This is a genomic window from Dorea sp. D27 (assembly GCF_001185345.1).
Taxonomy (GTDB): Bacteria; Bacillota; Clostridia; order Lachnospirales; family Lachnospiraceae; genus Extibacter.
Genome location: NZ_KQ236743.1, coordinates 307,265 through 320,558 on the forward strand (window position 1 = coordinate 307,265; position 13,294 = coordinate 320,558).

The window sequence follows — 13,294 nt, forward strand, 5'->3', positions numbered from 1 at the left end:
GGATTCATATGGAATATAGTATCAGAGAATTGTCGGACCTGGCGGGAGTGAGTGCACGCACCCTGCGGTATTACGGCGAAATCGGGCTTTTACAGCCTTTGTATACCAATGATGCAGGATATCGTTTTTATGGAGAAGATGAAGTTGCAGTGCTGCAGCAGATTCTGTTTTACCGGGAGCGGGGATTTGACTTAAAAAGAATCCGGGATATCCTTTATCATGGTGATTTTGATATTATGAATGCATTGGAAGAACATCTTCTGGACCTGGAAGAAGAGAGGGAACGGATGGATTCCCTGATTCGGACAGTCAGGCAGACGATTTTGTCAATGAAAGGAGAATATAAGATGAGCAACGAGGAAAAATTTGAGGCATTCAAAGAAAAAATGGTCAAAGAGAATGAGGAAAAATATGGAGCAGAAATTCGCGAGAAATGTGGAGATGAGGAGATGGATGCCTCCAACAGGAAGATGCTGAACATGTCCCGGGAAGAGTGGGAACGGATGGAAAGTCTTGGCAGCCAAATCAAAGAACTCCTGAAAGAGGGGGTCTTGACAGGGATGAAGGCAGATAGCGAACAGGCGAAAGCGATTGTAGAGCTTCACAAAGAATGGCTCTGTATGACATGGAGGCAGTATACGCCGGAGGCACATCAGTCATTGGCGCTCACCTATGTGGCGGATGACAGGTTCCGAGCATATTATGACAGCGAGACCACCGGGTGTGCAAAATTGCTGGAACAGGCAATCAGCTACTGGGCAGGCAAGGCTAAAGAGTAACAGCTTCGGGCCAAGTTCCAGATGCTTCCCATTTTTAAAATCGTCCAGGAGATATTTCAGCGGTTCGGCAAGATTGGTTATATCAAAGCACTTTACATTATCATCCTGCACAAGATATAGGGTAAGGCTTGCACCTTCGGGAACGGCGCCGTATGCCGGAAGCCAATTTTGCAAGGTAAGGATTTGGAATCACCAATAAGGCAAATGCCGCAAGATACAATTCCGGGGGTGGGACATCTTTCAACTCCATAGATGCACGGATCAGTTCGTCTAACTCATTTCCATAGTTATTGCTTTCCATTGCCTAATTCCTACAATCTTTTTTTATAAGGCTTCTGCCCTCGAATAACCGGCTTTTTATTGTGCCCGGCGGTTTTTTGACCGTTTGGGCTATCTGATTTACTGGTAACTCAAACAGATATAGAGTGTCAGAGGTATCCGAATTTTTTCAGGCAGGCTCTCTATGATGTTATTCGTTTCCCTAAGAAGGTCCTGCCGTGGTATAAATCCTCTGCATTTTCTTTATCCATACATAGCTTCATGCAGAATCTATAGATATCCGTGCCAAACTCGTCAATGCACTTTTCCAATGTTTTGGATTATTTTGTATTTATCCGATCACAAATATTTGCGTATCTCCATAAACGTTATATATGGTTGCTTGTGCTGCTTGTGGAAATAAATTCTACAAGAAGCGGCATATCTGACATCAACTTACCATTGCTTGCCGGCCAAAGTTTCTGTATTATAGATAGTGAACTCTGATATGGACATGGGAAAGGAAAGGCGGGACGATGGTAGAAATAAATGAACAGGCTAAGGCTTACATGCAGAAGTATGGATGGAGGCATGTCGTGCTGAACATAGAGGACATCACGAGCTGATGTGCACCTCCATATAAGGAGATGTCGGTAAGTTTTACCGACGAGGACAAGGATGTTATGTTTGAAAAGGGGTACGAAGCGGACGAAAGTGAACTGGGCAATGTATATTATCCGAAACAAGGCGTCGTCATCCCGGGTAAGATAACAGTTAGCTATATAGAATATCCGTGGATTTCATGTTTTGAGGTGGACGGAATCGAGATTGAGAAGGAGGCCTGAGGTGAATACGCAGAGAATCCGGCAAGCCCTGGCGCTATTTGATATAGGCGGCTTGATGGAAGAGATATGAGGGTATAATAATGAAGATAGAAGGAAAATGGACGAGCTATCTCGGGCTGGGGCTGCTTTCATTTGCTGCTGTTATGCTTGAGCTGTTCTCCATATTTGTAATTGAGAGGATGCTTCTCCATATAGATATCGCCAATTATACGACGGGGCAGAGAAGCCTCCACAGCGTGATAACAGCCTGTCTCTGGGCAGTAGTCATCCTGTCTGTACTGGTTTACAGCAGAAGGCGTTATCATTATCCTGAAGATACAGAAAAATCAGGAAGGATACCGTCCAAAGACTGGAAAGCTGCTTGGATATGTCTGCTCCTCTGCAAGGTGATGACCTTTATTGACTGGCATACGTTGAAAATTATCGGAGAATCGAGGGGGCAGAGCCTGTCCAGGATTGTCACACAGTATATATATTACATATTTGAAGTCGGTCTTGTCCTGCTTATCATCTTATATGGGCAGAAGGCAGCCGAGGTTCTGCTGGAAAGGGAAAGCAGCGTACCTTTTGGAGGCATACTGCTGGCGCTGACGTGGGGAATGTTCCATTTCATATCCCGTGGCGTGGGCATTGAATGGTGGAACGGGATATCCTGTATAATATTTTCTTTATTAAGTGGCTTGATGTATTTGAAACTAAAAAGAAGGCCCATTTGCAGCTACCTCATGATAGCCGTGGGCTATCTTCTTTGATTCGGTATTTGCGGCAGGGGGGATTATGGAGATAATAAGGTTAGAAAATGTTACGAAAAGATACGGAGACAAGCTTGTACTGGACCGTATAGATAAGGTGTTCCACCGGGGACAATCTGTGGCTTTCGTGGGACATAACGGTTGTGGAAAGAGTACGCTGCTCAGGATAATCGCGGGGCTGACGGTGCCATCTGACGGGAGGGCAGTGCATTCTCGCGGGCTGCTGTTTCATTATATCCCTGAGAAATTTCCGGCAACACCGGTCACTGCAAGGCAGTACCTGTTGAAAATGGGTATGCTTGACGGCATGAGAAAGGATGAGGCCGGAAGAAGGGCAGAATCACTCGGCGACGATTTTTTTCTTGGCGGACTGCTGGATGTCCCCATGAAGTCGCTCTCGAAAGGTACGCTTCAGAAGATAGGGGTTATCCAGGCCCTCATGACGAGGCCCGACATACTGCTGCTGGATGAGCCGGTATCAGGACAGGACAAGGAGTCCCAGAAGGTGCTGATTGAAAAGACGAATGAGCTTCGTAGCGAGGATGTGACGATACTGATGTCGTGCCACGAAGAGCATATTGTGAATGCTATTGCTAAGGACGTATATACCATACGAGGAGGCAGGCTGGAAGCTTATAAGCCTGCTGGTACAAAAGTGTGTACAGTCATATTGGAAAATGCAGGAGGTATGGCGCCTACGGAAGATATGATGGAATATGGGCGCTACTACAGACTGAAGGCGGAAGAACGGGAGTGTGACCGTATATTGCCCGGGCTGCTTTCCTGTGGCTGGAGGCTGAGGGGGATGTATAATGAAGAGGATAGCTGAACTGACCAAATACGGGCTTCACGTCTACTTTAAAGGAAACAAATTTATCATGCCGCTTGTGGTCATTATAATTTATCAGTATACGATGTATACAATCATGCCGGTTGGCATCGTGGACAGCTTTGTAATGGCGTCCTATCTCGTTTTCTTCGTTCTTGTCTGGACTGGGCTCAGTGTGTCGGCGGATGAAAATCCGGTGATGGAGCAGATTCAGCTGCTGCGTGTCAGGAGCAGTTTGTGCTACTATCTAAGCAGGGCGGCAGTCCTGGCAGTTCTCGGTCTGTCAGTGAGCATGATATGTGTGCTGTTTCCCGTGATTCAGAATCTTCTGAACGATAAGGCGCTGTTCTTAAGGCCGCTTACGGCATTCGATGTACTGAACGCTTTTATCCTTGTGGCCGGCTGCTCTTTTACAGGCGGCGCCCTCGGCAGCCTCCTGCATCCGAGGGTGATGGAGGACCGGAAGCTTGCCGTCGTGCTGACGGTGCTGCTCTCCGTTCTGACAGTGGTCAGAACCGGTCTTGTCCAAGAGATACCATTCTTCAAGTATGTGGCATGGATTCTGCCACCTGTGGACAGGATAGCATATATATATGGCAATGCAGACCGGTTCTGTCTCTTTCAGACAGGACTCATATTTGCAGCCCTAGCTGCATATGGAGCAGTTCTTGTCATTATCAGGAGCTGTATATGCCAAAAAAGGAAATTTTAAGGAGAAAGGGGATGAACTATCGTGGCGATGTGGAACCCATGGCGTGGCTGCCACAGATACAGCGAAGGCTGCAAGTACTGTTATATCCATAAAGGAGACGCAAAGAGAGGGATGGACACAGGAGACGTTGTAAAACTGGAAGGCTTCGACGCCCCGGTCAGAAAGGACAAAAAAGGGGAATATAGAATAAAGCCGGGCCAGACCGTCTACGTATGCTTTTCTACCGATTTTTTTATAGAGGAGGCAGACGAATGGAGGAAGGAATGCTGGGAGATGATGAAGGAGCGTGCAGACCTTCACTTCCTTTTCTTGACAAAGCGGATAGAGCGCTTCTGGGATTGCATTCCTGACGACTGGGCGGACGGCTATGAGAATGTGACAATCGGCTGCACGGTAGAGAATCAGTCGAGGGCAGACGAGAGGCTTTCATTTTTTAAGACGCTTCCAATCAGACATAAGAATATTATCTGCCAGCCGCTGATTGGAAGAATCGATATCCGGGAGTACCTGGATGGGGTAGAACTGGTCGTTGTCGGAGGTGAGTCGGACCGGAACGCGAGGCCGCTCGATTATGAATGGGTGCTCGCTGTCAGAGAGCAGTGTATCAGCAAAGGAGTCCATTTTGAGTTCCGGCAGTGTGGTACGCATTTTATAAAAGATGGCAGACATTATACGCTACATGCCCGGGAACTTGGAAGCCAGGCGCGGAAGGCTGATATCAATTGCTGATGCCTTTAACACGGCGGATGGAAGAATGTGGCAGCTGAGCTCCGTGCCGTTCCGGATTGTACGGTTGGCATAACGTGGGTTATGTGGTATCATAATAAAATTGATGGAAGGTACAAGAAATAATATGAATGCTCAGATGGAGGAAGCAGCAATATGCTTGCAGAAGATATAGCGTATGTCCGGACGGATGAGTATCCGCTGCGGGACAGGGAATACAAGGATGAATGTCTGGTGGAAGAAGATGTTCGGAAAATAGAATTCATCCATATAAAATTTATAAGATGCAGGTTTTCCGGCTGTGATTTTAGCGGGGCAGGATTTTACAGTGCCGTGTTTGACAACTGTGATTTTTCCAACTGCCGGTTCAGCGGGAGCTACTGGAAGGACTCCGTTATTAAGGGAAGTAAAGGGAATGGAGCTAAATTCGATATGGCCGTGCTGAAGCACGTGGGTATGGAGGACTGCCGACTGGATCTGGCTAATTTTACCGGATCTTCATGGGACAGATGCAGCTTGCAGGGATGTAGCGTTCAGGAATCTTTCTTTTCAGAAGTCCGGTTTCGTAAGGTTCGTTTTATAAAGACTGATTTTTCAAAGACTGATTTTTTCAGGACGCCTTTGAAGGATATAGATTTCACCGACAGTGTGATAGAAGGAATCACTGTATCGGAAGAACACCGGGAGCTCCTGGGAATGAAGGTCAATATGTTCCAGGCCGCAGAAATCGTTAAGCTGCTCGGTGTAAAAGTCATATGACGTAGTTTGAAAATATGTGTAAGAGGAGATTGGATATGAAAGTTGGATTTATAGGAATGGGAAGCATGGCGCAGGCTATGATAGAAGGGTTCCTCAAATGCGGGGCGCTTGAAGGGCGGGACATATATGCCAGTGGCGGGAATTATGAGAGGCTTCAGAAGAACTGCAGAAGGTTTGGATGCAATCCATGCCGGACGAACGAAGATGTGATTAATAACTCTGATATGGTTGTCATCTCGCTGAAAGCCGATATGGTGGCGGATGTCATTCGTCCGCTCGCAGAGCTGATGAAAGGCAAGATAGTCATTTCCATCGCTGCCGGATATACGTTTGATACGTTCAGCGACATACTGGGCACAGACGTCCACTATATCTGTACGATACCAAATACTCCGGTATCCGTAGGGGAAGGTATTACCGTGTGTGAGGAGAGGCACTCTCTTGAAAAAGAGGAGTATGAGGCATTTTATACGTTGTTTTCTGCCATCGGACTGGTGCAGCCTGTAGAGACGGAACTTGTAGGGACAGCAGGTACCGTGGCGGGCTGCGGCCCTGCATTTGCCAGCATGTTTCTGGAGGCGCTGGGCGACGCGGGGGTCAAATACGGCCTGCCGAGGCGCACGGCATATGAGCTTGCCGCACAGATGCTCTGTGGAACCGGGAAGCTGTATACGGAGAAGAAGCAGCATCCGGGCGAGATGAAGGATGCGGTCTGTTCGCCTGGGGGGACGACGATAAGAGGCGTATCTGCGCTGGAACGCGCCGGTTTCAGGGACGCGGTCATCTGTGCGGTAGACGAGATAGAAGGCTGATTTTGCCGCGATACGGCAAAGCTGGATAAAGGAGTGGTAACGTTGAGATTTTTTCATTTGTCTGATTTACACATCGGCAGGCAGCTGCATCATTATAACTTGATGGAAGACCAGAGGAAAGTGCTCAAAGAAATAGCCTCATATGCGGCGAAGCTGCATCCGGACGCCGTGGTCATCGCAGGGGACATCTATGACAAGTCTGTGCCATCCGCAGAGGCGGTCACGGTATTTGATGAGTTTCTGACAGCATTGTCCGCTGTAGAACCATCCATACCGATATTGATAATAAGCGGCAATCATGACTCGCCGGAACGGCTCAGCTATGCGTCCGGATTTTTAAAGGCACATCATATCTTTGTGGCGGGAACGGCTCCCGAACATGGTGGGGAACATCTTCCCACGGTAACGCTCACGGATGAATTTGGGGAAGTGGATTTTTATCTGCTTCCATTTTTAAAGCCTTCTTATGTCAAGGACGTATGGGAAGAGGATGCGCCGGAAAGCAGCAGCGAAGCAGTACGAATGCTCATTGAGCGGGAGGACATTGATTTTGCGGGACGCAGGAATGTGCTTATATCCCACCAGTTTTATACAGGGGAGGGGATTGAACCCGGCACATGCGATTCTGAGACGGTTGCGGTGGGAGGTATCGACAATGTGGACACCGGTCCGGTAAAGCCGTTTGATTACGTGGCGCTCGGTCATCTGCACGGAGCCCAGATAGTCGGGGAAAACCATATACAATATTGCGGTACTCCTATGAAGTATTCCGTCAGCGAGCATGCACATAATAAATCGCTTGCTATGGTTATTTTGCGGGAGAAAGGAGAAGAGGCAGAGGTTGTCAGACTGCCGCTTCATGCAGTGAGGGATGTTCGGAAAAAGAGGGGGATGCTTCGGGAAATCCTCAGCCAGCCTCAGGAGGATGGCCGGGATGATTACGTGAGCATAACGCTGACGGACGAGACGGAACCGTATAAGCCGAAGGAACAGCTGGAGAAAATATATTCTCATATTCTGGAAGTACGGATCGACAATGAGCGGATAAGGCAGAAGCTGACAGAATTTGATGAAGAGATCATATTAAAAAGCCCTATGGACACATTTGGCGATTTTTACGCGGAGATACAAGGAAGAGAGCTGGGCGATGAAGAAGTAGAGCTTCTGGAGCAGGTAATAGATAGGGCATTAGAAGAGGAGAACTACAGATGAAGCCATTGAGATTAGTGATGTCGGCCTTTGGTTCGTATGCAGGCAGGACGGTGCTTGATTTCACCAAAGTGCAGGCAGGAATTTTTCTGATTACGGGTGACACGGGGGCTGGAAAGACGACCATATTCGATGCGGTCACTTATGCGCTTTATGACCAGACGAGCGGGGGCAGACGGGACGGCAGCATGATGCGCAGCCAATACGCTTCCGAAGATATGGAGACTTATGTAGAGTATACATTTTCTTACCGTGCGGATGTGTATACTGTCCGCAGGAATCCGGAGTATATGCGGCTTGGCAGGCGACGCCATGCCGACGGCTCCCCCCGCCTTGTCAAAGAAGCCCCGAAGGTAGGGCTCACGTTGCCAGACGGTAAAGCATATCATGGCAGGAAGCGGGAGATTGACCAGAAGATTGCGGATATCATCGGCCTGGATGCTGACCAGTTTACCCAGATAGCGATGATAGCACAGGGAGACTTTCTGAAGCTGCTGCATGCAGAATCTAAGGAACGTAAGAAAATATTCACTAAAATATTTCATACGCGGCTTTATTACCGTGTGCAGGAAGAATTGAAGCGGCAGGCGTCAGAGCTGTACAGCGAGCTGGAGGATAATACGAAAAGTGTACGGCGGGAGGCGGAAAGGGCAGAATGTGAGACAGACAGCCTGTACAGTGAAGAATGGACGGCTCTTAAGAACCTTCCTATTCCAGACAGGGAGGAGACGCTTCGTCTGCTCGGCCTTATCATCAAAGAAGGAACCGAGAAAGAGAAGCTTAAGAATAGGGAGGCAGTCCATCTGCAGGAACAGCTTGACATAATCAACGGCGCAATGAAAGAAGGGGAGACGCTGAACCGTCTTTTTCAGGCTTACGAAGAGGCGCGGGAAGAAGAAAGGGTGCTTCTGGATGAGAAAGAGGCTTTCCGTAAGATATCGGCTGATGTGGCGTGTGCCCGTAGGGTGGAAAAAGTACGGCTGAAAGAGACGGAGCTAAAGCGCATAAAAGCCACGGCGGAGGAGTCTGGCCAGAACCTTGTCCGGCTGGAAAGAAAGGGAAAGGAAGCAATAGAGGCGGCACGTATAGCGGCGGAGGAGGAAGAACGGGCGGAGGAAGAGCTCAGGCTGAAAGAACCTGAATTTGCAGAAGTGGTCATGCGGCTGAGAGACGCGATGCAGCAGTACGATGAGCTGGAGCTGTATGAGTCGGAGACGGTACGGCTGTCGGGGCTCCTGGGTGAAACGAGAAGCCGGTGCCTCAGGTTGGAGGAAGAAGCACAAACGCTTGAGGCATACTGTGGCAGCCTTAAGAAAGAGCAGGAAGAGCTGTCTGGCAGTCAGACGGAAAAGGAACGGCTGTCCGCAAAAGAGAAGGGTCTGGCCGATAGGGCGCGGGAGATTGAAGCGCTCGTACAGGCGGCTCAGAATATCCATAAGCTTGTTATGGCATGTGAAGCAAAACAGCGGCATGAGATGGAATGCTCTGCAGCTTACCGGAATATGCTGGAGCTTTATGAACGAAAATACCGGGCGTTTCTGGACGAACAGGCAGGCATATTGGCGGGCAGCCTCGTTAAAGGATGCCCCTGCCCTGTGTGTGGCTCCTGCGAACATCCGGACCCTGCGCTGCTGTCCGAAGCCGCTCCGTCACAGGAAGAGGTCGAGAAGGCAAAGGCATTGAGGGACGAAGCAGAACGGGTACGTCAAAGCGCGGCAAACGGCTTGCAGGAGATGGCAGGAAGGCTTCGGACGGAAAGAGAAGTATTTGCCAGGGCGTATGGGAGGCTGTTCGGTATGGAGGAACCGGCAGACTGCGAGGAGAATCTTCATGATTTGGAGATAAGGATTAAGGCGGCAGGTGAAACGTGCCATAAGGATATGGAAGATATAAAGCAGGCGCTTTTGCGGACAGAAAGGAATGTCAGCCGTTACGCTTTTGTGCACGCAGAATATGAAAAGACAGAGCGTAAGCTTGCACAGATGCAGAGCGAGATAAAAGACATTGCCGGGAGGCTGCGGCAGCTGGAGGGCGAGTATGGCCGTCAGAGCACATTGGCTGAAGAAAGGAAAAAGAAGCTTGACTTCCGCTCAAAGGAAGAGGCTGAAAAAAGGCGAAAGGAAGCCGCTCATCAGCTCGAAGAATTAAGAAGGCGTCTCAATCTGGCACGGGAACACCATCAGAAGATATTGCACGAACTAAAAAGGATCGAAGGTGAACGGGATGGTGAATTAAAGCGCACGGAACAGTTAGATGTGCTGTGCCGAAAAGCGGAAGAGACTTACAGGCATACCCTTGTGGAAGAAGGATTCCCATCGGAAGAAGAGTATGTGAGGAAAAAAGGGCTCTTAGATGTGCAGGAGGAGATGGCAGCTGCCCTCCGACGATACGAAGAGCGGGAGAGAGAGAATAATGCGGCACTTCAGCTTCTCGGGGCACAGGTAGAGGGGAAGAAGAAGGTGGATATGGAAACTCTTAGAGAAGAAGCAGATAAACTCGCCCTTGAGATTGAAGGTCTGAGAGGAGAACAGATGCGGCTCGGCGGGATAAACAGCAAGAACAGGGAGATAAAAGAAGAACTGAGAAAGACGTTTGAAAGGAAGGGCGGGCTGCAGAAACGCTATGAGATGGTCGGAAACCTGAGCCGTACAGCCAACGGGAATCTGAGTGGCTCGGTCAAGCTGGACTTTGAGACGTATGTACAGCGGCAGTATTTCAAACAAATCATCCAGGCGGCGAACAAGAGGCTCGTGCAGATGACGAACAACGGATTCCTATTGCAGTGCAGGGATTTGAAAAATCTCAAGAGCCAGGGACAGGCAGGTTTGGATCTGGACATCCTGCATCTGCTCAGCGGCGCGGTGCGGGACGTGAAGACGCTGTCGGGCGGCGAGTCGTTCATGGCAGCCTTATGTATGGCGCTTGGTCTGGCGGATATTGTACAGAATACGGCTGGAGCAGTCCATCTCGATACGATGTTCGTGGATGAAGGCTTTGGTTCCCTTGATGATACGTCTAGGGAACAGGCAATCAGAGTTCTGAACGAGCTGGCCGGAGACAGCAGGCTCGTCGGAATCATTTCACACGTAAATGAGCTGAAAGAGCAGATTGATCATAAGCTCGTAGTGGCTAAGACAGAAAAAGGCAGCAGCGTACGCTGGTCTTTTGACTAAAAAGAGGAGTGGTGACTATGAAAGGAAGGCAGCCATATACAGCTGCGGTGCCCATTCATGAGACATTCAGGATAGCGGCACTGCTCGCTGTCGTAGGAGGGTTTCTGGACGCATACACCTATATGTTAAGAGGAGGCGTGTTTGCCAACGCACAGACAGGAAACATGGTATTGCTCGGCGTATACGCAGCACAAGGGAGATACCGCCAGGCAGGGTACTGTATCATCCCTATATTGGCATTCGCTCTCGGAGTATTTATAACAGAAGTATTTAAAAAATATTTTACAGAGAAAGAATTTAATATATATGAACACTGGATAATAGCAATAGAAATTATATTATTGACTATCGTAGGATTTGTGCCTGGTACTGTGCCCGACGGCGTGGTAAATGTGACCATCTCGTTCGTCTGCTCTCTTCAGGTCAACAGCTTTCGTAAAATGAAAAATCTGCCGTACGCTTCGACCATGTGTACCGGCAACCTGCGGTCCGGGACAGAGAAAATCTTCCAGTTCATAATCAACAAAGAAAAGAGAGCCGGAACACAGGCAGCACACTACTTTGGAATCATCCTGCTGTTCATACTGGGAGCGGTAGCAGGTACAATCCTTGCACTGCTGTGGGGGATACAGAGCATATGGTGCTGCTGCATACTCCTGAGCATCGTATTCGTGACAATGTGTCTGACAATTCGTTGAATTTTGAAAGGGGTCTGACCCCTTTCAAAATTCATCAATTATTCTGATAATTTAGCGCTGCTTCTATGAAGCCTTTGAACAGTGGATGCGGTCTGTTTGGCCTTGATTTTAATTCCGGGTGTGCCTGGGTTGCGATGAACCATGGATGTCCGGGTATTTCTATCATTTCCACGATGTTGCCGTCTGGCGAGAGGCCGGACAGCTTCATGCCGTGGCTGGTTAGCTCTTCCCGGTAGTCGTTATTCACTTCGTAGCGGTGGCGGTGCCGTTCTTTGATTTCTTCCGTGCCATACAGTCTGTAAGCTTTGGATGTTTTGTCCAATACACACGGATAAGAGCCGAGCCGAAGCGTACCGCCGATATCTTCCACGCCGATTTGGTCGGGCATGATGTGTATGACAGGATGGGTCGTGTCAGGATTGAGCTCTGCACTGTGGGCGTCACGGAAACCGAGCACATTTTGTGCAAACTCTACGATAGACAGCTGCATGCCGAGACAGAGCCCGAGGAAGGGGACATTGTGCGTACGGGCATACCGGATTGCCTCCAGTTTGCCCTCTATCCCACGGTGCCCAAACCCGCCCGGGACGAGGATACCGCTTACATCATGGAAAAGCTCGTCTACATTGTCTGTATGGACTGCCTCGGAATCGATCCATTTGATATCTACCGTTGCACGGCTGAAGATTCCACCGTGCTTCAGCGCCTCTACTACGCTGATATAGGCATCGTGGAGCTGGATATATTTGCCGACTAATGCTATGGTAACTTCTGTGTTGGGATGGCACAGGTAGTCGACCATCTCTTCCCAGTCTTTCAGATCCGGCTCCGGGCACGGGAGATTCAGGCATTCACACACGACATTGGCAAGCCTTTCCTTTTCCATCGCAAGCGGGGCTTCATAGAGATATTCCACGTCCAGGTTCTGGAGCACATGGCTGGCCGGGACATTGCAGAACAGAGCAATCTTATCTTTGATGCCCGCATCGAGCGGATATTCGGAACGGCAGACAATGATATCCGGCTGGATACCCATCCCCTGCAGGTCTTTTACGCTTGCCTGCGTCGGCTTCGTCTTCATCTCCTGAGAGGCACGCAGATAAGGGATGAGGGTGACATGAATCAGTATGACATTTTCTCGCCCTTTCTCGTGCTGAAACTGCCGGATTGCCTCGAGAAAAGGCTGGCTTTCGATGTCACCGACGGTTCCCCCTACTTCTATTATGGCTATCTCCGTACGCTCTGCGGATGGGTTGCGGTAGAAACGCCCCTTTATTTCATTTGTGATGTGCGGGATTACCTGCACAGTGCCTCCGCCAAAGTCGCCGCGGCGTTCCTTCTGGAGTACGGACCAGTAGATTTTACCGGTAGTTACATTGGAATTCTTGCTCAGGCTTTCATCGATGAACCTCTCATAATGCCCGAGGTCAAGATCCGTCTCCGCGCCGTCATCTGTCACGAATACTTCGCCGTGCTGTACCGGGTTCATCGTACCGGGATCTATATTGATATAAGGATCGAATTTCTGCATGGTCACCGTGTAGCCGCGGGCCTTGAGCAGCCGTCCAAGGGAGGCCGCTGTAATCCCCTTGCCGAGTCCTGACACGACTCCGCCTGTAACGAATACGTATTTTACTGCCATATGTTCCTCCTTCTATAAAATGTTTTAGCCTAAGCTAATCTTATCGCAATTGATATCCTTAGCTTAGGCTATGTAATGTTGGTGAAAAAAATACTTATCT

At 49.2% G+C, this 13,294-nt stretch carries 12 protein-coding genes; 11 read left to right on the top strand and 1 reads right to left on the bottom strand.

What is annotated here, in order from left to right:
• The first annotated feature begins 8 nt into the window (after positions 1 to 8).
• The 11 genes from HMPREF0980_RS01510 (at position 9) to HMPREF0980_RS01560 (ending at position 11,552) form a co-directional block, all read left to right on the top strand.
• Positions 9 to 779 (top strand): MerR family transcriptional regulator, encoded by a 771-nt coding sequence (locus HMPREF0980_RS01510; RefSeq protein ID WP_049727394.1) that lies wholly within the window; start codon positions 9 to 11, stop codon positions 777 to 779.
• A 941-nt stretch (positions 780 to 1,720) separates the two neighbouring features.
• Positions 1,721 to 1,882, top strand: a complete 162-nt coding sequence (locus HMPREF0980_RS19065) for a hypothetical protein (protein WP_242847318.1) — start codon at positions 1,721 to 1,723, stop codon at positions 1,880 to 1,882.
• 80 nt (positions 1,883 to 1,962) lie between these two features.
• The gene (locus tag HMPREF0980_RS01520) at positions 1,963 to 2,634 is read left to right on the top strand and encodes a hypothetical protein (RefSeq protein ID WP_049727396.1); all 672 of its coding nucleotides are present in this window, start codon (positions 1,963 to 1,965) and stop codon (positions 2,632 to 2,634) included.
• Positions 2,635 to 2,659: 25 nt separating this feature from the next.
• On the top strand, positions 2,660 to 3,463 hold the full coding sequence (locus HMPREF0980_RS01525) for an ATP-binding cassette domain-containing protein (protein ID WP_049727397.1): 804 nt from the start codon (positions 2,660 to 2,662) through the stop codon (positions 3,461 to 3,463).
• The gene (locus HMPREF0980_RS01530) at positions 3,447 to 4,175 is read left to right on the top strand and encodes a hypothetical protein (protein WP_049727398.1); all 729 of its coding nucleotides are present in this window, start codon (positions 3,447 to 3,449) and stop codon (positions 4,173 to 4,175) included. Before HMPREF0980_RS01525 ends, HMPREF0980_RS01530 begins: the two co-directional genes overlap by 17 nt.
• Positions 4,176 to 4,196: 21 nt before the next feature.
• Positions 4,197 to 4,904 (top strand): DUF5131 family protein, encoded by a 708-nt coding sequence (locus tag HMPREF0980_RS01535; protein WP_049727399.1) that lies wholly within the window; start codon positions 4,197 to 4,199, stop codon positions 4,902 to 4,904.
• Between the two features lie 153 nt (positions 4,905 to 5,057).
• Complete coding sequence (locus HMPREF0980_RS01540) at positions 5,058 to 5,660, top strand: pentapeptide repeat-containing protein (protein WP_049727400.1); 603 nt, start codon at positions 5,058 to 5,060, stop codon at positions 5,658 to 5,660.
• A 35-nt stretch (positions 5,661 to 5,695) separates the two neighbouring features.
• Positions 5,696 to 6,472 carry a pyrroline-5-carboxylate reductase gene (gene proC, locus HMPREF0980_RS01545; protein WP_084002617.1) on the top strand — a complete coding sequence of 259 codons (777 nt, stop codon included), beginning with the start codon at positions 5,696 to 5,698 and terminating at the stop codon, positions 6,470 to 6,472.
• Positions 6,473 to 6,514: 42 nt separating this feature from the next.
• Positions 6,515 to 7,684: an exonuclease SbcCD subunit D gene (locus HMPREF0980_RS01550; RefSeq protein ID WP_049727402.1), complete on the top strand. Its 1,170-nt coding sequence runs from the start codon at positions 6,515 to 6,517 to the stop codon at positions 7,682 to 7,684.
• Positions 7,681 to 10,854 carry an AAA family ATPase gene (locus HMPREF0980_RS01555; RefSeq protein ID WP_049727403.1) on the top strand — a complete coding sequence of 1,058 codons (3,174 nt, stop codon included), beginning with the start codon at positions 7,681 to 7,683 and terminating at the stop codon, positions 10,852 to 10,854. Before HMPREF0980_RS01550 ends, HMPREF0980_RS01555 begins: the two co-directional genes overlap by 4 nt.
• 17 nt (positions 10,855 to 10,871) lie before the next feature.
• Complete coding sequence (locus tag HMPREF0980_RS01560; protein ID WP_049727404.1) at positions 10,872 to 11,552, top strand: YoaK family protein; 681 nt, start codon at positions 10,872 to 10,874, stop codon at positions 11,550 to 11,552.
• Positions 11,553 to 11,586: 34 nt separating this feature from the next.
• Here the strand turns inward: HMPREF0980_RS01560 and HMPREF0980_RS01565 are convergent, their stop codons facing one another.
• Positions 11,587 to 13,194, bottom strand: coding sequence for a CTP synthase (locus HMPREF0980_RS01565; protein ID WP_049727405.1), 1,608 nt, complete (start codon positions 13,192 to 13,194; stop codon positions 11,587 to 11,589).
• Positions 13,195 to 13,294 lie beyond the last annotated feature (100 nt).